Raw genomic sequence first — 20897 nt, 5'->3', positions numbered from 1 at the left:
ATAAACCGATTGCTCATTGTTTTCGGCCCCCGGCGAAAGGGTGTTCCCCGCGCCAGCGGGGATAAACCGCGCCTGGCGTTCGGCTGCATCATCTACGAACCGTGTTCCCCGCGCCAGCGGGGATAAACCGCAGATCGTCGGCCTGCAGGACTATATAAGACAGTGTTCCCCGCGCCAGCGGGGATAAACCGTCTCGCACATATGATGGCAGCATTCCTAACGTGTGTTCCCCGCGCCAGCGGGGATAAACCGAACTCCTCGATCGCCGATACCTCTTGTGCTTGCGTGTTCCCCGCGCCAGCGGGGATAAACCGTCACCGATCGGGCTGTTTGACAGCTTCCAAATGTGTTCCCCGCGCCAGCGGGGATAAACCGCGCTCGGTGATTGGGTTCATCTCGATGGTGCCGTGTTCCCCGCGCCAGCGGGGATAAACCGCCATCCAGGCAGAGACAGTGCTGTATGAGGCCGTGTTCCCCGCGCTAGCGGGGATAAACCGTAACCCCAATGCCACTGCGGATCCGCCAAACAGTGTTCCCCGCGCCAACGGGGATAGACTCCAGAGCTTCACTGCCGCACAGGCAGTTCGAATATGAGGGATAAAACTTTACCGACACCTGTTAACTGGGAAGCAAATACGCCAACGACAGCGGCGGGTGATTCACCAGCCGCTCTTTTTGTATTTTGCTCAGCTGTTTGACGCGGTATTCCAGCTTCAGCGCCGTTGAGCGATCCCCCACCTGGCAGTGAAACGCCAGCGTCAGCTCCCCTTTGCCGCGCAGCGCCTTGGCACCTTTGCCGGCTTGATGTTGCGCCAGGCGGCGCGCCACGTCGGTGGTGATGCCGGTATACAGCATGCCGCTCGGTAAACGCAGCATATAGAGATACCAGTGGGGTAAGTCCATCATTGGGGTCCTGTGCAAGGGTAGAGATGACATCAGGCCGCCATAGCTAAGCGCGGCATCTCTATTTTGTCACGATTTAACGATGGATTTCACCACTGGCGGAACGGTTTGTTTATTCCGTCTTGACGATAAGGGATTATTTTACACCCACGGTAAATTTGTTTTCTTCCCCTTTATGATGCTGAATTGTCCACTCGCCACTGACGCGGAATGAAGCCGCGGAAGCATAGGTGTCTTCCATAAACTGGAAATAAACGATTTTTCCGTCTTTGACTTGCGCTTTTATTGCGAAAGGAGAGGTGAACTGATGGCCTAACGCTACTGAGGTATAGGTGAATTGACCAAATACGGCCACGGTGCCTCCGTCGGCAAGAATGTCACCGATCGTGAAGTCGTTTATTTCCCAGTAAGTTCCGACATTTGAAAAGGTATCGATGTAAACCTGTCGCCCTTGAGAAGTGCCCGCCCAGGGCTCGATCTGTTTGAGCTCTTTGTTTTCAAAGTTCAGGGAAGTATAAACCGCGTTTTCATCGATAAGACGCATGGCGGCATTGGTGACGTCTTCCTTTGCCGTGTTCATCAAGAATGCATAAACCACATCTTTTGGCAGTTGAGTCTCTTCTGCTTTCACAATGAGTTTTTCATTGTTTTTCATATAAACCTCGTCACGTGACTTCCGGGGTGAATAATTGGCCGTTTATTCCGATGATGAGCCGGTGATTGGTTGTAAATCAACGATGATCATAGCACCGCCGGAAAGCAGAGCAGATGATAGAAAGTGCTTAGGCGTTCAGGAAATAAAGTCCCTGCAAAACGGCATTAATCATCATAACGACATATTAAATAAGGGGTTTTATTCATGGTAAAGGCGTTGGCGCACATGGGGTGACGAAGCGAGAACGCTGTTTTAAATGGATTTATATAAGCGGTATCAATGATGTTTTGATGCTTTTTATTTATGAATGGCGGTAGTGAACAGGAATTATGCTTGGTGGCTTGGATTTACTGATAATAAAGCCCGAGAGTAAGAAAGAGAGTGAGTCATTCCAGTCACTAGAGCGGCGTGGGCGACAGAGAGCGTCGGCTGGCCAGGGTTGCGATGAGGTGATATTGCGCCCTATCACAATCCCATCCCCGGCCGCCGGTGCCTTACCGCTTTACCCCTTTTTTCCCGCCAGCTCGAAGCGCGGCGAGACGATGCCGTACAGCGTCCAGCCGAGGAAGGTGGCGATAGCGCCCCACATCATCGCTTCCTCACCGGAGCTGTAAAGCGCATAGAAGCTGTACAGCGCGCCGATGCCGGCGATGATATTGGCGATGCGCGCCTTGTTGTCCGGCACCTTCGCCACTTTCTGAATAATGACCAACGCCGCCATCGACAGGATGTACGGGATGATGTTGGTCACCACCGCCAGGTTCACCAGCACGTTGAACTGCTTGTTCAGCGACGGGCTGATGGTCATCAGAGACAAACCGCTCTGGATGACGACGATGGTCAGCATGCCTTTAACCGGCGCGTCGGCCTTGCTCAGCCTGGAGAAGATTTTCGGGAAGAAGCCGCTGTCGGCGGAGGATTTGAACACCTGGGCGATGGTGAACTGCCAGCCGAGCAGCGAGCCGACGCAGGACATCACCATCAACGCCATGATGATCTTGCCGACCGTTGGATTGAACATGTGGGAGAACGCCAGCCCGAACGGGGCGGTGGAGTTGGCCAGATCCATGTTCGGCACGATGCCGGCGATCACGTTGGTCGAAACGATATAGATCACCGCCGCGCTGAGTGTGCCGCCCAGTACGGCGATCGGCACGTTGCGCTCCGGGTTTTCCACCACGTCGGTGTTGGCGCAAGCGGATTCCAGCCCCAGGAACGCCCACAGGGTCATTGAGATCGAGGCGCCGATGGCTTCGAAGGTCGGCACCTGATGCGGGTTCCAGGCGGCGACGTAGGCGCTGCCGCTGAACCAGTACCAGCCGATGACCGAGATGCCCACCACCGGAATGATCACGCCCCAGACGGTGATGCCGCTGATTTTGCCGGTGATGCGCGCGCCGCCGAAGTTGGCGACGGTCGCCAGCCACAGCACGCCGATGGTGGCGATGCAGATCCCGAGCGGGCTGAGCGTGGTGTCAAACAGCTCGGTGCCGTAGCCGACGGCGGAAATGGCGATGGCGATATTGGCGATCAGCAGCGAAACGCCGTAGGTGTAGTTCGCCATGAAGTTGCCTGATTTACCGAAGGCGTATTCGGCGTAGCCGCCCATGCCGCCGGATTTACGGCTGAACATGCCGCATTTGGCGAAGGCGTAGGCCAGCGCCATCGAGCCGACGGCGGTCACCAGCCAGGAAACGATCGAAATCGTGCCCACTTCGGCCAGCTTGGTCGGCAGCATAATTATGCCAGAACCCATCATGTTCACGGCGGTCAGGATCGTTAATTGCACGACCCCCATTTTATTATTGGACTTACTCATGATCATTTTCTCTTTTAGGATGCGATCCGGGCGGCGAGAATAATCACCGCCCCGTAAGGTGATTAATTTTTCATGACGTAGCCGTAAGCGCGGTTCCAGCCGTCCTCATCCTGTTGGATATAAACGCCCTGCAATTCCGGCGCGAATCCCGGCAATAAATTGATGCCTTCTTCCAGTGCCAGGAAATAACGCTGTGCGGCGCCGCCCCAAATTTCGCCGGGCACCACGCACAGCACGCCTGGTGGGTAAGGCAGGGCGCCTTCGGCGGCGATGCGGCCCTCGGCCTTGGCCAGCGAGACCAATTCCACATTGCCGCGCACGAACTCGGTATTGGCGTCCTGCGGGTTCATCACCACGCGTGGGAAATAGCTTTTGCGGAACATCTCTTTTTGCAGTTCTTTAACGTCATAGCTGACGTAAAGGTCGTGCATTTCCTGGCACAGCTGGCGGATGGTGTAGTTTTTGTAGCGCTGCTGGTGGTTTTTATAGACCGCAGGCAGCACCTCGCTGAGCAATGAGTTTTGCTCGATGTGCTTCTCGAAGCGGGCGATCAGGGCCACCAGATGCTGCATCTTGGCGATGTCTTCCGCCGGCGTCAGCAGGAACAGGATCGAGTTGAGATCGCATTTTTCCGGCACGATGCCGTTTTCACGCAGGTAGTTGGCCAGAATGGTCGCCGGGATGCCGAACTCGCTGTAGCTGCCGGTGGCGGTATCGATGCCCGGCGTGGTGAGCAGCAGTTTGCACGGATCGACGAAGTACTGCGATTCGGCATAGCCTTCAAAAGCGTGCCATTTCTCGCCGGGCACGAAGTTGAAGAAGCGCAGATCGTTGGCCATCGCCGCGGTGTCATAGGCCTGCCACGGCTTGCCGTCGATCTGATCCGGCACGAACGGTTTGATCATCGTGCAGGTATCCAGCAGCATTTTGCGCGCTTCGATGCCCACGCGCACGCACTCCTGCCACAGGCGCTGGCCGCTTTTGCCCTCGTGCATCTTGGCGTTGACGTCCAGCGCGGCGAACAGCGGGTAGAACGGGCTGGTGGAGGCGTGCAGCATAAAGGCGTTGTTGAAGCGCTTGTGGTTGCAGTAGCGGCTCTGCCCCTTGATATGCTTGTCTTTTTTGTGGATCTGCGAGGTCTGCGAGAAACCGGCCTGCTGTTTGTGCACCGACTGGGTGACGATGATGCCGGGATCGTTTTCGTTCAGTTCCAGCAGCAGCGGCGAGCAGTCTTTCATCATCGGAATGAACTGCTCATAGCCCACCCAGGCGGAGTCGAACAGGATGTAGTCGCACAGGTGGCCAATTTTGTCGACCACCTGACGGGCGTTGTAGATGGTGCCGTCGTAGGTGCCGAGCTGGATGATCGCCAGGCGGAACGGGCGAGCCTCGTTGGCGCGTTCCGGCGCCACTTCGCGGATCTGTTGGCGCAGGTAGCGTTCGTCGAAGCAGTGCGCGTCGATGCCGCCGATAAAGCCGAACGGGTTACGGGCGGTTTCCAGATAAACCGGCGTAGCGCCGGCCTGGATCAACGCGCCGTGGTGGTTGGACTTATGGTTGTTGCGGTCAAACAGCACCAGGTCGCCGCGCGTCAGCAGGGCGTTGGTCGCCACCTTGTTCGAGGCCGAGGTGCCGTTGAGCACGAAGTAGGTCTTGTCGGCGTTGAACACCTTGGCGGCGTGCTGCTGCGCGGCGCAAGGCGCGCCTTCGTGGATCAACAGGTCGCCCAGTTTGACGTCGGCGTTGCACATGTCGGAGCGGAAAATCGTTTCGCCGTAGAAGTCGAAGAACTGGCGGCCCGCCGGGTGTTTGCGGAAGAACTCGCCGCCCTGGTGGCCGGGGCAGGCGAAAGTGGCGTTACCCATTTCTACGTATTGCGTCAGCGTGTTGAAGAATGGCGGCAGTAGCTCGCTCTCATATTTGGCGGCGGCGGCCTCCAGCTGTTTGCCGTAGAAATGGGTATTCTTGCCGCACAGCTCAAACACGCCGTGCAGCGCCGGCAAGACGGCATTATCCAGCTCTTCTTCGCAGCAGACGGCGACGAAGAGCGGAATGTTCAGGCCGTGTTCTTCGATGCGCGCCACCATGCCTTGCGCGACGTCGTCTACCGACAGCACGATGGCGGCGACGTCATTGAAATCGCTGTGATGCACATCGACAATGTCGCGTTCAGTTTCAAAGCAGCCGAGGGTTTGGGTGTTGGCGGCAATTTTTAATTTTTTCATTTTTCTCATTCTTCAGGCAAAGGCATTCCGCCGGCAAATAATTCCATTTGCCGTTAACGCCTTCACGAAAATAAAGGTGTGCGAGAACCCAGTGATGCCGAAAGGCATTAACTGTGTTCGCTGTTTTATTTATCCTGGATGCGCTTGGCCGAAATTAAAAATGTGTTGCGTGTCCTTCCCGCTTAGCGAGAAAAAGACATTATCACCGGAGTGCGGAGAATAAAGTGAAACGCAAAGACACTCTTAACAACGGCGTAAGAGCGAGGGGGAGGGTTATCTGTAGTTGAAGAATGCGAAGCTAAAGCAGCTGCGATGAGCCATCATCATAATATGGGTTGTACGCCTGATGTGCGCCATTTTTCGGTTATTGTTTTCCATTTTCTAATCCACCTTGCTGAGTGAAAAGATGGCGCTATTTTAGCGCAAGATGCACTAAAAATTGTGATGAGAATCACATAAATGCCGGTTTTGATAAATAACTATTCACCGGTTATGCAATGTGTTGCATAAGTATCATCCAGACGCAGAGGTTGGCATGTAAATGAATTGCTAATGTTCGCGGGCCTTGAGCGCTTAATTTTGATGCCGCCCGAGAAGGAATAAAAAAAGCGGTCAAATAACCGGCTGCATAACGATCAAATAAATCCGCATTGTGTTATTTATGTTATCAATCTGCTTTATGCTGGATTGGGTAAAAATTCAAATATAATGGTTTTGTATTCACATGCGATTTTTGATGATTATCGTTATTTGTGACTCGCCTCAACAACGCAGGGTAAGATGAGGCGAGTGAACAGGGAGGCGATTGACCTTGAATACCCCAGAACAACGGCAGCAGATTGCGGATTTTATCGGTAAGCAACACGTCTTGACGCTGTGCGCCGGCGACGGCCTCGACATGTGGTGCGCCAACTGTTTTTACGTGTTCGACGCCGCGACGATGGCGCTGTGGCTGATGACCGAACCGCACACCCGCCACGGCGGGCTGATGCTGAACAACGGTCGGGTGGTCGGCACCATCGCGCCGAAGCCGAAAAGCATCGCGCTGATCCGTGGCGTGCAGTACCGCGCCGAGGCGGTGCTGCTGAGCGGCGAAGAGGCCGAGGCGGCGCGCGCGCGTTACTGCAAGCGTTTCCCGATCGCCAGGGCGATGAAGGCCTCGGTTTGGCGGCTGGATCTGCACGAGGTGAAGATGACCGACAACACCCTCGGCTTCGGCAAGAAGCTGCACTGGGCGCGGTCTATACTTTAAGTCGACGTATTGATTACAACGGGAGATCGCATGGCGCGAGCACTGTTAGTCGGCGCAACCGGGCTGGTGGGGCGCGAGTTGTTGCAGCGGTTGCAAAGCGATCCGCAGATAACGGCCATCGTGGCGCCGACGCGCACGCCGCTGCCGCCGCACGGCAAGCTGACCAACCCGGTCGGCGATGCGCTGTTCGAGCTGCTGAGTAGCCTGCAGCAACCGGTCGATCTGGTGTTCTGCTGCCTGGGCACCACCCGCCGGGCGGCGGGCAGCGCCGATGCCTTCCGCTACGTCGATTATCAACTGGTGGTGGAGAGCGCGCTGACCGGCCGCCGCTTGGGGGCGCAGCACTGTCTGGTGGTGAGCGCGCTGGGCGCCAACGCGGATTCCACCTTCCTGTATAACCGCACCAAAGGCGAGATGGAGCAGGCGCTGCGCGAACAGCGCTGGCCGCGCCTGACGCTGGTGCGGCCTTCCATGCTGGTGGGGGATCGCCCGGCGCCGCGCCTGATGGAGCGCCTCACGTTGCCGCTGTTCAGGCTGCTGCCCGGCAAATGGCGGGCGGTCGCCGCCAAAGACGTGGCGCAGACGCTGTTACAGCAGGCGTTCACGCCGGGTGAAGGGGTCAGGGTGCTGGAGTCGGACCGGCTGCACTGCTACCGAGGCTGACGCTGAGGTGGTCGAACGCCAGCTCCAGCCCGGCGGGCAGTTCGTGGTCCAGCAGCCACAGATCGAGATGATGGCTGATGTGCGTCAGCAGCGTGCGTTTGGGCTGCAGCAACCGCTGCGTCTCCTGCGCGCGGGTCAGATCGTTGTGGTTGCGCGGCGCCTGCGGCTGAGGCGGCAGGCTGCAGTCGAGCACCAGCAGATCCAGCGCCACGTTCTGCAGATAGCCGACGGTGGCCGGCGGCAGGCCGACGGTGTCGGTCAGGTAGGCCAGCGCAGCGCCCGCCGCCTGGATCAGATAGCCGTGGGTCAGTTTGGAGTGTTGCAGCGGCAGCGGGGTGATGCGCATGCCGCCCAGTTCGACGGTGGCGAAGGGCGCCAGCGGCGGCTGAAATGCCAAAATGCCGGGGTGTTTGAACAGGTCGTCGCAGCCCTGTTCATCCGGCGGGCCATATACCGGAATGGAATTTCCGCACCCCCAACGCAAAGGAAATAACCCCTGAACGTGATCCATGTGGTAATGTGTCAGTAAAAAACGTTGAATTTGCCCCGCCGAAAACCGCCGCTCCAAAGCCGGTAATCCCGCATCCAATAAGGTCGTTTCCCCCTGATAGTTGAGCATGGCGCTGCACGCTCGCCGCCGAAATGCCGGCTCGCGCCGCGCCCGTTGGCAGATAGGGCAGTCGCAGCCGAACACCGGCACCTGCTGCGCGCCGCCGGTGCCGAGAAAGGTCAGTTGCATCGCTCCCCTCCGTTAAAGGTACTTCTGCGCAAAGCGGTTAATGTCGCGAAAATCCGCCAGCCGCGCCTGCAGCGTGGCGTGATCCCAGTGCCACCACTGGCTGCGTTCGATGCGTTCTATCAGCGCGTCGTCAAAGCGCATGCCGATCTTCTTGGCCGCCACGCCGGCGACGATGCTGTAGGGCTCCACGTCTTTGGTGACCACCGCCGCGCTGCCGATCACCGCGCCGTTGCCGACGCTGACGCCCGGCATCAGGATGGCGTTATGGCCGATCCACACGTCGTGGCCGACGGTGACGTGGTGCTCGCGCCGCCAGTCGAAGAACGCTGCGTCATCTTCCCCCAGCCCGTATTCGGAAGCGCGGTAGGTGAAGTGGTGCTGCGCGATGCGCTGGTAGGTCGGGTGGTTGCCGGGATTGATGCGCGCATAGGAGGCGATGGAGACGAACTTGCCGATAGTGGCGTAAAAGATCTGGTTGTGCCCGGCGGTGTAGGAGTAGTCCCCCATCTCCACCTCTTCCAGGATCGCATCGTCGGCCAGGTGCACATACTGGCCGAGCCGGGTGCGGTTAAGGGTCACGTTGTCGCCGATTTTCGGCTGGGCGAAGTCGTTCATGGCGTCGCGTCCTGAGTTTGTCGGGTAGAGGTCGGCAGCAGCGCCAGCAGCGCCGCCAGGGTGTCGTCGAGTGGGCCGTCGTTGTGCAGCACCCGGCAGCCGGCGGGCAGGCTCTGCTGATATTCCGCCGCCCGCGCCAGCCGCTGCTCGATCTGTTCGGCGCTTTCCCGCCCGCGATCCTGCAGGCGCTGGCGCAGGATCGCGGCGCTGACCTGCAGGCACACCGGCAGCAGCTGCGCCCCGTAGCGCTGCTGCGCCTGCGGCAGGTGGGCGCGCGAACCGTTGACCGCCACGTCGATCCCCTGCAGCAGCCAAAGATCCACTTCGATCCCGAACGCGTAGCGCTGCTGGTGCGCCTGCCAGTCGAGCGCGAACAGCCCCTTGGCGCGGCGGCGCAGAAATTCGGGTTCGCTCAGCGCGATGTGATTCTCGCAGCCGGCGTCCGCCGGCCGGGTGATGTAGCGGTGCGCCACCAGCGGCGCGCGGTCGGCGTCGGCCCGCAGCGCGGCCAGCAGGCTGTCCTTGCCTGCGCCGGAAGGCCCCATCAGATAGATGAGCCGCGCCATCAGAACACCTGCCTGCCCTGACGCCACACGTTCTGCACGTAAACGTGCTCGCCGTGCGGCCGCGCCAGCACCAGATCCGCCCGCAATCCTTCGGCGAGGGTGCCGCGATCCTGCAGATCCAGCGCCCGCGCCGGGTTGCGGGTGATCATACGCACCGCCTGGGGCAGATCGTAGGCGTTGCGCTCGTCCGCCGCGAGGCGAAACGCCGCGTCCAGCAAGCTGGCCGGGTAATAATCGGAAGAGAGAATGTCCAGCACCCCCAGCGCCGCCAGATGGTGCGCCGCCACGTTGCCGGAGTGGGAACCGCCGCGCACGATGTTTGGCGCGCCCATCAGCACCTGCAGGCCCTGCTGGTGCGAGGCGCGGGCGGCCGCCTCGGTGGTGGGGAACTCGGCAATCGCGCTGCCCAGCGCGCAGGACTCGGCCACGTGCGCGGCGGTGGCGTCGTCATGGCTGGCCAGCGAGATGCGGCGCGCGCGGCAGTGGGCGGCGATCGCCTCGCGGTTCGGCGCGGCCCAGCGGGCGGACAGGGCGACCTGCTGCTCCTCGTACTCGCTCATCTGCTGGTCGTTGAGGTGGTATTTGCCCTGATAATATTCGCGGTATTTTTCGCGTGAGGCGAACTGGCGCTGGCCCGGCGAATGGTCCATCAGCGACACCAGCGACACGCCCGGTTTGTCCATCAGCTGTTCGAACAGCGGCAGGGTGCTCTCGTGCGGCAGCTCGCAGCGCAGGTGCAGCCGATGCTCGGCGCGGTTCACCCCGGCGCGCTGGCTGTGGATCACCGCGTCGATCATCTTCTGCAGGTTTTCCAGCCGGTGGCCGCCGTCGCGCACGTCGCCGATCGCCACCGCGTCCAGCACCGTGGTGATGCCGTTGGCCACCATCAGCGCATCGTGGCTGCTCATCGCCGAATGGGCCGGCCAGTCGACGTTCGGGCGCGGGGTGAAAAACTTGTCCAGGTTGTCGGTATGCAGCTCGATCAGCCCCGGCAGCAGCCAGCCGCCGTCGCCGTCCAGCGCCTGCGGCAGCCGGCTCGGGCCGTCGGCGAAGCTGCGGATCACGCCGTCCTGCATCTCAAGCGAGCCTTGCACCACCTGGTCATCCAGCACCAGCTTAACGTTATTGACGATCATCAGAGGGCCTCCAGCGCCTGCGGCGCCTGCATATCATAAAGCCGGTCGGCGACCTGTCGGCGGACGCCTTCATCGTGAAAAATGCCGACGATCGCCGCGCCGCGCGCCTTGGCGCGTTCGATAAGCTGCACCACCGCCGCGCTGTTGCGGCTGTCGAGCGAGGCGGTCGGTTCATCCAGCAACAGGATCGGGTAGTCGACGATAAAGCCGCGCGCGATGTTTACCCGCTGCTGCTCGCCGCCGGAGAAGGTGGACGGCGCCAGCGGCCACAGGCGCTGCGGCACGTTGAGCGCAGCGAGCAGCGCTTCGGCGCGTTCACGGCATTCGGCGCGCTCGACGCCCTGTTCCAGCAGCGGCTGCATCACCACCTCCAGCGCGCTGATGCGCGGGATCACCCGCAGGAACTGGCTGACCCACCCCAGCGTATGGCGACGCACCGCCAGAATCTGGCGCGCATCGGCGCTGACCATGTCCAGCCAGTCGCCCTGATGGTTGATCCAGATATGGCCGCTGTCCGGCAGGTAGTTGGCGTACAGCGAGCGCAGCAGGGTGGATTTGCCGCTGCCAGAGTGGCCGTGCAGCACCACGCATTCGCCGCCGTGGACCGTCAGATTGGCGTCGTGCAGCACCGGCAGGCGGGTGCCGTATTGCTGATGCAGCACAAAGGTTTTACTGAGATGTTCAACTCGGATTTGCATAGTCATCTGTTATCGCCTTGGGTTACGACAGCACCGAAGAAACCAGCAACTGGGTGTAGGGGTGGTGCGGATCGTCCAGCACCCGATCGGTCAGGCCGCTCTCCACCACTTCGCCCTGTTTCATCACCAGCAGGCGATGGGCCAGCAGCCGCGCCACGCCGAGATCGTGAGTGACGATCACCGCCGCCAGCTGCATCTCCACCACCAGGTTGCGCAGCAGATCGAGCAGGCGCGCCTGCACCGACACGTCCAGCCCGCCGGTCGGCTCGTCCATAAACACCAGCTTGGGGTGGGTGACCAGGTTGCGGGCGATCTGCAGCCGCTGCTGCATGCCGCCGGAGAAGGTGGTCGGCAGATCGTCGAGGCGCGACAGCGGGATTTCGACGTCTTCCAGCCACTGGCCGGCCTGGCGGCGAATGTCGCCATAGTGGCGCTGGCCGATGGCCATCAGCCGCTCGCCGATGTTGCCGCCGGCGGAGACCTGCGGCCGCAGCCCGTCGAGCGGGTGCTGGTGCACCACGCCCCAGTCGGTGCGCAGCAGGCGGCGGCGATCGCTCTCCGCCATGGCGTACAGGTCGTGCTCCTGCTCCGCCTGCGGGCGGTAAAGGATCTGCCCGCGCTGCGGCGCCAGCCGCGCCGAGATTGACTTCAGCAGCGTGGTTTTGCCGGAGCCGGATTCGCCGACGATGCCCAGCACTTCACCGGGGTAGATGTCGAACGACACGTCGCTGAAGCCCTTGCCGGGGGCGTACAGGTGGGTGAGCCGGTTCACCGACAGCAGCGGGGTGGTGCTCAAAGGGGTGGAAGTCATCAGTGCTGCGCCTCTTGCGAAGATTGCGCCAGCTGCTGCCGGCAGTAGTCGGTGTCCGAACAGACGAACATGCGGTTGCCCCGATCGTCGAGCACCACCTCGTCCAGGTAGCTGTGGCGCGAGCCGCACAGCGCGCAGGGTTCGTCCCACTGCTGCACGCTGAACGGATGGTCGTCGAAGTCCAGGCTCTCCACCTTGGTAAACGGCGGCAGGGCATAGATGCGTTTCTCGCGCCCGGCGCCGAACAGCTGCAGCGCCGGCATCATGTGCATTTTCGGGTTGTCGAATTTCGGGATCGGTGACGGATCCATCACGTAGCGATCGTTGACCTTAACCGGGTAGGCGTAGGTGGTGGCGATATGGCCGTAGCGCGCGATGTCCTCATACAGCTTCACCTGCATCACGCCGTACTCCTCCAGCGCGTGCATTTTGCGGGTCTCGGTTTCGCGCGGTTCGATAAAGCGCAGCGGCTCCGGGATCGGCACCTGATAGATCAGGATCTGGTCTTCGCGCAGCGCGGTTTCCGGAATTCGGTGACGGGTCTGGATCAGCGTAGCCTCCGGCGTGCGCTCGGTGGTTTCCACCCCGGCGACGCGCTGGAAGAAGCGGCGGATCGACACCGCGTTAGTGGTGTCGTCGGCCCCTTGGTCTATCACCTTCAGCACGTCGGCGCGGCCGATGACGCTGGCGGTGAGCTGAATGCCGCCGGTGCCCCAGCCGTAGGGCATCGGCATCTCGCGGCCGCCAAACGGCACCTGATAGCCGGGGATCGCCACCGCCTTCAGGATGGCGCGGCGGATCATGCGCTTGGTCTGTTCGTCCAGATAACCGAGGTTATAGCCGGTCAATACTTCACTCATCGCGGGCCTCCTGACGCTCGCTGTATTCCTGTCGCAGCCGCTTGAGCAGCTCCAGTTCGGCCTGGAAGTCGACGTAGTGCGGCAGCTTGAGATGGGAGACGAAGCCGGCGGCCTCGACGTTGTCGGCGTGGGCCAGCACGAACTCTTCGTCCTGCGCCGGGCCGGCGACGCCTTCGCCGTAGTCCGGGCTCTGCAATGCGCGGTCCACCAGCGCCATCGCCATCGCCTTGCGTTCGGCGCGGCCGAACACCAGCCCGTAACCGCGGGTGAAGTGCGGCGGGTGGTCTTTTGGATCGACGAAGCCGTTGACCATTTCGCACTCGGTCAGCAGGATTTCGCCGATATCGATGGCGAAACCGAGCTCTTCAGGCACGATCTCCACCGAAACGTGGCCGGTGCGGATCTCGCCGGCGAACGGGTGGTTGCGGCCGTAGCCGCGCTGGGTGGCATAGCCGAGCGCCAGCAGAAAACCTTCGTCGCCGCGCACCAGCTGCTGCAGGCGCGCCGAGCGCGAGCAGGGGTAAACCGGCGGGTTGCGGGTGATGTCGTCCGGCGCGCTGCCGTCGTCCTGTTCCTCCCGCGCCAGCTGCTGGCGACACAACAGATCGAACACGTGGCTGCAGTTGTCCGGCAGCGGTTCGTCGGCCTGCGGCGCACGCGGCGCCTCGCCTTCTGCCAGCAGCGCGAAGTCCAGCAGCCGGTGGGTGTAGTCGTAGGTCGGCCCCAGTACCTGCCCGCCGGGCAAGTCCTTGTAAACCGCCGAGATGCGCCGCTCCAGCCGCATGTTTTCGCTGGCCAGCGGCTCGCTGACCGCCAGGCGCGGCAGGGTGGTGCGATAGGCGCGCAGCAGGAAGATCGCCTCTACCAGATCGCCACTGGCCTGTTTGATGGCCAGCGCCGCCAGCTCGCGATCGTAGATGCCGCCTTCGGTCATCACCCGATCCACCGCCAGCCCCAGCTGCTGTTCGATTTGTTCCGCGCCGATCGCCGGCAGCGCCTCGTCGCCGCGCCGCAGCTGTTCCTGCAGCTGATGGGCGGCCTCAATGGCTTTTTCGCCCCCTTTTACCGCTACGTACATCAGCACACCTCCACGCGGGTGGTCCGCGGGATCGCCAGCAGGCGATCGCCGCAGGTCAGCAAAATATCCAGCCCCAGCGGGAAGCGCTGCGGACGATTGACCAGATAATCCAGCAGCGCCGGCGGCAGGCGTGGCGCTATCAGGCGTTGGCTCTCGATGCCGGGGCCGGTCAGGCGCAGCGCGGCGCCGTTCTCCAGCTCGGCGAGCTGCACGATGACCGTGGCGCCGCATTCCGGCGAGATTTCAGTGCCGTGCGGCAACGCCTGCAGATCGGCGGCCTGAACGTGCTCATCGAACAGGGCAAAGCAGACCTCCTGCGCCGTGGCGGCCAGCGGCGCGCCGCTGTGAAAACGAATGTTTGTTAGCACTTGCTCACTTTTAAGCGCCGCGCACAGCTGCAGCGGCGTTTCCTGATCGGCCAGCGTCAGCAGCGCGGCGGTGCTGGCGGCGTTCAGCGGCGCCCAGGCCGGGCCGGCCGGCAGCGTCACCCGGTGGCCCGGTTCGCTCAAGGCTTTAAGAATCAAACGGAAAGCGTGCTGCGATTGGTCTATCGGTTGTTCAAAACCGGTCAATAAACTCATGGCTTAATCCCCTCGCACCAGCGTAAAGAAGTCCACCCGGCTGGCGGCGATCGCCCGGGCGCGCAGTTGGCGCTGTTCGTGCTGCAGCGCGGCCAGCGGCGCGATCAGCTGTTGTTGCAGGCGTTCGCCGTGTTCCGGCTGTTGCAGCAGCGCATCGGCCAGCGCGCACAGCTCGGCGTGCGCCTTGTCGCGCCCGGCGATATAGCTGTAGCCGTAGCCGCCGTTGTCCAGCTGCACCACCGCGCGGGTGACGGTCATGTCCCCCAGCACGAAGCGGCGGCCGGTGGCGCCCATGCGCCCCTGCAGCTGGGCCAGGCCGATCTCCGGCGCGCGGATGCTGCGGTAACCCGGGCTGAGGTTCAGCGCCTGCCAGTGGCTGCGCAGCTGCTCGGGCCGGCTGTGCGCCAGCACCGACATCCAGCGTTGTCTCGACTCTAAGGCGTGCATTCAGTGCTCCATCGTCAGTTCAATCATGTCGGCGCGGGCCAGGCTGACGGAGTATTCCGCCACGTCTTCGCCGCCGCTGCGGACGTTAAGGGTGCGCACGCACAGCAGTGGCGCGTGGGTGGCGATCTCCAGCAGCCGGCTCTCTTTGGCCTGCGCGCGGCGCGCGCTGATGCGCGTCTGGCGGCGGGTCAGCGGCTGCTGCAGGTGCTGTTCGATAAACTGGTGCAGCGAACCGCTGTGGAACTGCTGCAGCGCCGGCCACCAGTCCAGATCGGGCAGATAGTGGTCGATCACGCTCATCGGCACGCCGTTGACGCGGCGCAGGGTGCGCAGGTGGATCACCATTTCGCCTTCTTCACGCGAGAGCGCGCTGGCGACATGCCCATTGCACGGGCGCAAGACAGCGAGTAAGCGCTCACTGGTGGGGTGGCTGCCCTGCTCGAACAGGTTCTGGCTGAAGCGGGTGTTGGCGTGCAGCGGGTAGTCGTAAGGCCGCATCAGCACCAGGATGCCGACGCCGTGTCGGCGCTGCAGCCAGCCGCGTTCCACCAGCTGATCCACCGCGCGGCGCAGGGTGTGGCGATTGACCTGATAACGCTCGGCCAGCTGCTGTTCCGAAGGCAGGTAGTCGCCGCAGCGGTACTGCGTGCGCAGCTCCTGTTCCAACTGCGCGGCGATCTGCTGATAGCGCGTGGGGTAAGTGGTCGGATGTCTAGATAACTCCATCATAATAAAAACCTCGTCATGCCGATGGCGGTGCGATGAAGGCGGAAGCGGTGCGTTTCATCGGGCGTCTACCCTGTGGTCTTCACGTCGGCATCATGGTGCCGGGCGCAGATGACAATCGCGTTACGCCTCGGTGGCGAACAGATGAACTATTTAGGACAGCCCAGGCGTGCACGAGCGGCGGCGGCGCGCTATGCTGGCGCCACTGTTGACTGACTCTGGCCGCTACCATGCCGCAACCTCTGAACGCCCCTGAACACGCCCCACGCGCCTGGCCGCTGTGGAAACCGATCCTGTTTCTGCTGGTGGTGGCCGTTGGCCTCTACTACGTGAAATGGCAGCCTTACTACGGCAAGGCCTTCGTGGCGGCGGACAGCCACTCGATCGGCAAATCGATCCTGGCCGACGGCGCCGCGAGCCCCTGGCTGGCGGCCTGGCAGTACGCGCTGGTCTACTTCACCGCGGTGTGGAAGGCGGCGCTGCTCGGGGTGTTGTTAGGCTCGCTGGTGCAGGTGCTGATCCCGCGCGACTGGCTGGCGCGCACGCTCGGCCACCGGCGTTTTTCCGGCACCGTGCTGGGGGCGCTGATCGCGCTGCCGGGCATGATGTGCACCTGCTGCGCCGCGCCGGTTGCCGCCGGCCTGCGCCGCCAGTCGGTGTCCAGCGGCACCGCGCTGGCCTTTTGGCTCGCCAACCCGGTATTGAACCCGGCGACGCTGGTGTTTATGGGGTTTGTGCTCGGTTGGCCGTTCGCCGCCATCCGCCTGGTGGCGGGCGTGGTGATGGTGCTGGGCATCGCCTGGCTGGTGCAGCGCGTGACCGCCAACGACCCGCAGCCCGCCGCGCCGCAGCCGCCGCTGATGACGGCGCAGAGCGACGAACGGCCGTTCCTCGCCCGCTGGGGCAAAGCGCTGTGGGCGCTGTTTTGGTCGACCATCCCGATCTACGTGCTGGCGGTGCTGGCGCTGGGCGCGGCGCGAGTCTGGCTGTTCCCGCACGCCGACGGCGCCGTCGACAATAGCCTGCTGTGGATCATCGCGCTGGCGATCGTCGGCTGCCTGTTTGTTATCCCCACCGCGGCGGAAATCCCGATCGTACAGACCATGATGCTGGCGGGCATGGGCGCAGGCCCGGCACTGGCGCTGCTGATGACCCTGCCGGCGGTCAGCCTGCCTTCGCTGCTGATGCTCAACAAGGCCTTCTCCGCCCGGGCGCTGTGCCTGACGGCGGTGCTGGTGGCGCTGTGCGGCGTACTGACCGGCGTGGTGGGGATGGGGTTGGTGTAACTAATTCATGACCCGATGCTGTCTCAATGGAGGAGATGGAAATGGAACAGCGGAATAAACCTGAAATGGACATAGAGGCGCAAGCGTTGCGTGAAAGGGTGGATGCCGCCCTTGAACGCTTAAGAAACGGCACCGCGGTTTATCTCAGCCATTCGGAGGCAGAAAAACGAATGGCTTTATTTAAAGCGAAAATTCGGGGCGTTATCGAGGATAATGTTGAGTTGTGCTAGCTCACTACTGGACTTACAGTGTCTAGGGGCGCTGTAGGTCGGCTTTAAGCGAGAAGCCGACATTTACATATTTGTTCCAGTGGCCAAATTTAGTGCACTACTACAGTATCGATTGACACCTATCCTTTAAATCTGGTCGGCCTATGCATAAACAATCGATTTTTGAAGTCAAGATTAGGGCAGCTCTTCCCGATTAACCAATGGAACGCTGTAATCAGGTCGAATACTCTTTGAACCCGGCATAGCTCGCATCTCTTGCGGGAAATGCCAGATATTAAAATCCTTATTCGGGAATGTATCGTAATGGAAAAAATCCCAGCCAAGCAGAGCAGCCATACGTTCAAAGGCAAGCTCCTTAGCCACTGATAGTTCTAGCCGAGGATTAAGGTACTTCAAGTACCCAGAGTTCACAGCTCCGGTCAGAATGTCGACAACCTGTAATCCAAGATGATGCTTAGAGTCGTGCATCGTCACAGACTTAACCAGCTTCTTCATCCCTGCCCTAGCCAGCATGTTGTTAGCAACAATACCTGTCACTTCATCGTTCTTTTTGTATTTATCAATCTTCTGGTCGATGATCACCTCAACATCACTCTTAATCTGCTTAGCAACGTTCTTAACGAGCATTGTGTACGTCTGGTAAAAAGCTAACTCCCTGTCTGTCTTCCAGTTGTTGTAAATGTTCTTAACTACAACAATTGAGTGGAAGCAGCACGAGTTCTTGAGCACCATAGCCAGCAGCTCAATGCAGATGTTTGCCTGCCCTGCACTGTTCTTAATCTTGGACCACTTCAACTCACCGACAATCCCGTACTTATCTTTTAATTTCTGAACGCGCTCATTGAAGATGTGCAACGTGTCTTTACGCACACACAGCAAACCAATGCCATAACAGCGGTCACTCCCTGTCGTACCACTCTCATCACCAAAAGCCACGTATTCCATACAAATACCCACATAAAATTTAATGGGTATTTTATGCTTAACCCAAGCGACAGACAATGTTTGTAGATCTACTCAAGAGCCTTTAGGTCTCTAGTGTATCCATACGCTCGCACAATCTACTCACGGCACTTGACGGGCAGGACGAAGGTCTTATAGGAGCGAGGAGCAGAAGTTGATATGCAAGCAGCACAGCACTATGTGGCTGTTTATTGTTATGACTCCACTGGTGGGAGAGATGTTCTTGCATTCGAAATCAATTTTTCAATTAATTCCAGAGGAATGTTCTCTTCGTAGCAGGTCAAAAATAATTCGTGAGTAATATCAGAAAAGAAGATCTCTGCAACTTGCCGTAAAGGAGATGCCTCGCTGACGGATAACTCCAGTTACATGCTATCACGTAATAGGGGTTCTGCGCCGGAACCCCAGATTTTTCTGCGGCCTGTAAGGGACCGTTTGGAAAACGAAAGTTATCCCGCGTCAAGCCTGTTTTTTAGGGAGTCAGAATTTTACAGGCTGCTTTGAGCGAGTAACTGTAGTGACCTGCATTTATAAATGCCCAGACCCGCATTTATCGCGTCATTTTTGCCCATAATACCTGCATCTATCCGGGTGACCAAACCCGGATTAACTGCAAATGAACCTGCATTCGAACATTTCGACCTGCATTTCATTTTGACGAACCCACTTTATTTGTGACCAGCGGTTGTTCCATTAACTCAACGGTCATCGTTGTTTCTGGTCTTTGATTTCTGTAATGACTAACTGCACTCAGCACACCAGCGGCCATCAGCCCCGCTCGCCGACTGGCAAAGCATCCAGAAATCGAACGTTTTGTGGAACTCGACAACCACGATTTTCAGTTGCAGATATTGCGGGTGGGCGAGCAGCTAATCGTAAATGCAGGTCGAACCGATTTCAAATACAGGTCACTGCATTTATCCTTACGGCAAATGTTGGCAGAAATAAGTTGGCAAGGTCGATCTCGAAGGGGTGGACTGGAAAAAAGCTGGTTGAGGTGGATTAAAATGACTATGGAAGTTCACGGGTTTATTATTTCGTCTCCGTTCGTGTTCGTCTGCGATGGTAAGGTTTATCGCAGCCAATCGGGGAAAAACTGGACGGTCATATTTAGCCGTTACGGTACGCAAGCCTGGGGGAATAATACCTATGCTTCCCAGCGCGTTGACCGTGCTTGCCCGCCAAATCGTAACGAAGAAGTTCGTTTGGCTTTCCGTGGCGCAGTTATGCGCCACTTCAAGCTGAACTACACCCAAATTGAGGCATTCTTCCAGCGTCAGATCGACGAGGACAAGCAAATCCTGGTTGAAGGAAATTCGGTTAAACGCCATGTGGGTGGCCGTAGCAGCTACAGCACAGGCAGTAGCAGCACGACTGTATCTGCTCTCGCACCCGCTCCAGTCAAAAAGGAATCCCCCCATCCGGCGCTTAAACATGGTTGCCCAGCGAGTCGCTTGGAAGAATTCCTGGTCTGGGAAAAAGCGCACCTTGGGATTTTGAATCGTGTCAAAATGCCCCAGCGCGTTGCCATGTTCCTGGGAACCTGGGAAGAACCGAAAGCGGTCGAACCTGAACCCGTGATGGTCGAAGAACCCCAGGCTGAAGAACCGCAAGCCGAACGGTCGCTGGCTGAAGAACGCGAACACAAAGAAGATGTACCGTTCTATGGCCGTCGCCGTCGTGATCAGGGGAAATTCCGTGAAGATGTGATGCTTAACTGCGGTGGCCGTTGCGTCTACACGAATGCCATTGCGCTACGCTGCGAAGCCGCGCACCTTAAAGCCCACGCTCGCAAAGGTGGCGCGAGCTTTAAAAACGGTCTGCTGCTGCGCGCTGATATCCACAAGCTCTTTGACGCGGGACTATGCGCCATCGATCCGCACACGCTTAAACTTTGGTTCGCGCCAGACCTGGTAAAAAAAGACGCAGATCTCGCGGCCATTGATGGGATAACGATGCGCAAAACGCTGCTCCCTATCAACAAAGACAACATCGAAGGCCGCTGGGATGCCTTCGTTAAGATCTTGCTGGCATGATTAACTGGTCACAAACTTCCGCTTCTGGCACAAAGCAGCCCGTCAGATTAACTCCGTGCCATAGCTGTATCAGGTCAAACTTGGGCCAACACACGTCGAGACACATACCACCAGCTCAACGCAACCTATGCACCACCTGGTTGCTGCTGCCGCGCCAGATCAGCGCCGGGTCTTTCAAATCCTGCACGAACTTGCCGTCGATCAGCACGTTGATTCTGTCCACTATCTGCATTTGCTGTGCGTCCAGCTCCGCCAGCCGGTAGCCGGTCCACAGCCAGATATCCTTGCCGGGGCATTCGGCGCGCACCCGTTTCACCAGTTGCAAGATGCTCGGCACGTTGGCCGGGTGCAGCGGATCGCCGCCGGAGAGCGACAGCCCCTGGCGCGGCACGCGCGTATCGTTCAGATCGGTGATGATGCGCTCTTCCAGCGCCGGGGTAAACGGCTGGCCGGAGTTGAGCCGCCAGGTGCTTTTGTTGTAGCAGCCGGGGCACTGGTGCACGCAGCCGGCGACAAACAGCGTGCAGCGGGTGCCGGGGCCGTTGACCACGTCGATCGGGTAATACTGGTGATAATTCATGTGAGGCCTGCCCATCAGGCTATTTTAC

General features: G+C 59.9%; 23 protein-coding genes and 1 CRISPR repeat array (1 of these 24 cut by a window edge). Of the genes, 5 read left to right on the top strand and 18 right to left on the bottom strand.

Annotation, left to right across the window (positions count from 1 at the left end; translation table 11 throughout):
* Positions 1-558: a CRISPR direct-repeat array (repeat unit 29 nt; unit sequence GTGTTCCCCGCGCCAGCGGGGATAAACCG) (it extends 631 nt beyond the left edge of the window).
* Between the two features lie 60 nt (positions 559-618).
* The 5 genes from ACMGF9_RS21430 to speFL form a co-directional block, all read right to left on the bottom strand.
* A complete protein-coding gene (locus ACMGF9_RS21430) occupies positions 619-903 on the bottom strand; it encodes a GIY-YIG nuclease family protein (RefSeq protein ID WP_414160625.1) in 285 nt (94 codons plus the stop codon).
* A 136-nt stretch (positions 904-1039) separates the two neighbouring features.
* Complete coding sequence (locus ACMGF9_RS21425; RefSeq protein ID WP_004933453.1) at positions 1040-1558, bottom strand: nuclear transport factor 2 family protein; 519 nt, start codon at positions 1556-1558, stop codon at positions 1040-1042.
* A 502-nt stretch (positions 1559-2060) separates the two neighbouring features.
* The gene (gene potE, locus ACMGF9_RS21420) at positions 2061-3377 is read right to left on the bottom strand and encodes a putrescine-ornithine antiporter (RefSeq protein WP_015376426.1); all 1317 of its coding nucleotides are present in this window, start codon (positions 3375-3377) and stop codon (positions 2061-2063) included.
* A gap of 62 nt (positions 3378-3439) precedes the next feature.
* On the bottom strand, positions 3440-5602 hold the full coding sequence (speF, locus tag ACMGF9_RS21415; RefSeq protein ID WP_118892515.1) for an ornithine decarboxylase SpeF: 2163 nt from the start codon (positions 5600-5602) through the stop codon (positions 3440-3442).
* A gap of 273 nt (positions 5603-5875) precedes the next feature.
* Positions 5876-5980: a leader peptide SpeFL gene (gene speFL / locus ACMGF9_RS21410; RefSeq protein WP_004933443.1), complete on the bottom strand. Its 105-nt coding sequence runs from the start codon at positions 5978-5980 to the stop codon at positions 5876-5878.
* Between the two features lie 433 nt (positions 5981-6413).
* On the opposite strand from speFL, the gene ACMGF9_RS21405 reads away from it, so the two are divergent.
* Both ACMGF9_RS21405 and ACMGF9_RS21400 read left to right on the top strand, forming a co-directional pair.
* Positions 6414-6854 (top strand): YhbP family protein, encoded by a 441-nt coding sequence (locus ACMGF9_RS21405; RefSeq protein WP_015376428.1) that lies wholly within the window; start codon positions 6414-6416, stop codon positions 6852-6854.
* A 30-nt stretch (positions 6855-6884) separates the two neighbouring features.
* Positions 6885-7517, top strand: a complete 633-nt coding sequence (locus ACMGF9_RS21400; protein WP_015376429.1) for an NAD(P)H-binding protein — start codon at positions 6885-6887, stop codon at positions 7515-7517.
* On the opposite strand, the gene phnP is transcribed toward ACMGF9_RS21400, so the two are convergent.
* The 11 genes from phnP to phnF are packed head-to-tail and all read right to left on the bottom strand — an operon-like array spanning position 7474 to position 15777.
* Entirely contained in the window at positions 7474-8256 is a 783-nt protein-coding gene (gene phnP / locus ACMGF9_RS21395) for a phosphonate metabolism protein PhnP (protein ID WP_015376430.1), read from the bottom strand. The genes ACMGF9_RS21400 and phnP overlap by 44 nt on opposite strands.
* 12 nt (positions 8257-8268) lie before the next feature.
* A complete protein-coding gene (locus tag ACMGF9_RS21390) occupies positions 8269-8871 on the bottom strand; it encodes a DapH/DapD/GlmU-related protein (protein ID WP_015376431.1) in 603 nt (200 codons plus the stop codon).
* Positions 8868-9437, bottom strand: coding sequence for a ribose 1,5-bisphosphokinase (phnN, locus tag ACMGF9_RS21385; RefSeq protein ID WP_021504235.1), 570 nt, complete (start codon positions 9435-9437; stop codon positions 8868-8870). The genes ACMGF9_RS21390 and phnN overlap by 4 nt, the downstream gene beginning before the upstream one ends.
* Positions 9437-10573, bottom strand: a complete 1137-nt coding sequence (phnM, locus tag ACMGF9_RS21380; RefSeq protein WP_015376433.1) for an alpha-D-ribose 1-methylphosphonate 5-triphosphate diphosphatase — start codon at positions 10571-10573, stop codon at positions 9437-9439. Before phnM ends, phnN begins: the two co-directional genes overlap by 1 nt.
* Complete coding sequence (phnL, locus tag ACMGF9_RS21375; protein ID WP_019453319.1) at positions 10573-11277, bottom strand: phosphonate C-P lyase system protein PhnL; 705 nt, start codon at positions 11275-11277, stop codon at positions 10573-10575. The genes phnM and phnL overlap by 1 nt, the downstream gene beginning before the upstream one ends.
* Positions 11278-11293: 16 nt before the next feature.
* A complete protein-coding gene (phnK, locus tag ACMGF9_RS21370) occupies positions 11294-12082 on the bottom strand; it encodes a phosphonate C-P lyase system protein PhnK (RefSeq protein WP_380692405.1) in 789 nt (262 codons plus the stop codon).
* Complete coding sequence (locus ACMGF9_RS21365) at positions 12082-12942, bottom strand: alpha-D-ribose 1-methylphosphonate 5-phosphate C-P-lyase PhnJ (RefSeq protein ID WP_004933420.1); 861 nt, start codon at positions 12940-12942, stop codon at positions 12082-12084. The genes phnK and ACMGF9_RS21365 overlap by 1 nt, the downstream gene beginning before the upstream one ends.
* Complete coding sequence (locus ACMGF9_RS21360; RefSeq protein ID WP_021504231.1) at positions 12935-14020, bottom strand: carbon-phosphorus lyase complex subunit PhnI; 1086 nt, start codon at positions 14018-14020, stop codon at positions 12935-12937. The genes ACMGF9_RS21365 and ACMGF9_RS21360 overlap by 8 nt, the downstream gene beginning before the upstream one ends.
* A complete protein-coding gene (phnH, locus tag ACMGF9_RS21355) occupies positions 14020-14601 on the bottom strand; it encodes a phosphonate C-P lyase system protein PhnH (RefSeq protein ID WP_031299805.1) in 582 nt (193 codons plus the stop codon). The genes ACMGF9_RS21360 and phnH overlap by 1 nt, the downstream gene beginning before the upstream one ends.
* 3 nt (positions 14602-14604) lie before the next feature.
* Positions 14605-15048, bottom strand: coding sequence for a phosphonate C-P lyase system protein PhnG (phnG, locus tag ACMGF9_RS21350; protein ID WP_016929298.1), 444 nt, complete (start codon positions 15046-15048; stop codon positions 14605-14607).
* On the bottom strand, positions 15049-15777 hold the full coding sequence (gene phnF, locus ACMGF9_RS21345; protein WP_015376439.1) for a phosphonate metabolism transcriptional regulator PhnF: 729 nt from the start codon (positions 15775-15777) through the stop codon (positions 15049-15051).
* Between the two features lie 227 nt (positions 15778-16004).
* Between phnF and ACMGF9_RS21340 the strand changes: the two genes are divergently transcribed.
* Complete coding sequence (locus ACMGF9_RS21340) at positions 16005-17060, top strand: permease (protein WP_414160408.1); 1056 nt, start codon at positions 16005-16007, stop codon at positions 17058-17060.
* A gap of 41 nt (positions 17061-17101) precedes the next feature.
* A complete protein-coding gene (locus ACMGF9_RS21335) occupies positions 17102-17290 on the top strand; it encodes a hypothetical protein (protein WP_414160407.1) in 189 nt (62 codons plus the stop codon).
* A 174-nt stretch (positions 17291-17464) separates the two neighbouring features.
* Here ACMGF9_RS21335 and ACMGF9_RS21330 read toward each other — a convergent pair whose 3' ends face one another.
* Positions 17465-18235, bottom strand: coding sequence for a DUF3800 domain-containing protein (locus ACMGF9_RS21330; protein WP_166444773.1), 771 nt, complete (start codon positions 18233-18235; stop codon positions 17465-17467).
* 833 nt (positions 18236-19068) lie between these two features.
* On the opposite strand from ACMGF9_RS21330, the gene ACMGF9_RS21325 reads away from it, so the two are divergent.
* A complete protein-coding gene (locus ACMGF9_RS21325; RefSeq protein WP_243750846.1) occupies positions 19069-20289 on the top strand; it encodes an HNH endonuclease signature motif containing protein in 1221 nt (406 codons plus the stop codon).
* Positions 20290-20404: 115 nt separating this feature from the next.
* Here ACMGF9_RS21325 and nrdG read toward each other — a convergent pair whose 3' ends face one another.
* Positions 20405-20869, bottom strand: coding sequence for an anaerobic ribonucleoside-triphosphate reductase-activating protein (nrdG, locus tag ACMGF9_RS21320; protein WP_166444774.1), 465 nt, complete (start codon positions 20867-20869; stop codon positions 20405-20407).
* Positions 20870-20897 lie beyond the last annotated feature (28 nt).

Origin of the sequence: Serratia sp. BNK-23, from assembly GCF_047456145.1 — a bacterium.
Lineage (GTDB): Bacteria > Pseudomonadota > Gammaproteobacteria > Enterobacterales > Enterobacteriaceae > Serratia > Serratia nematodiphila.
Note: the sequence above shows the minus strand (reverse complement) of the source record. Positions and strands in the feature narration are given on the sequence as shown.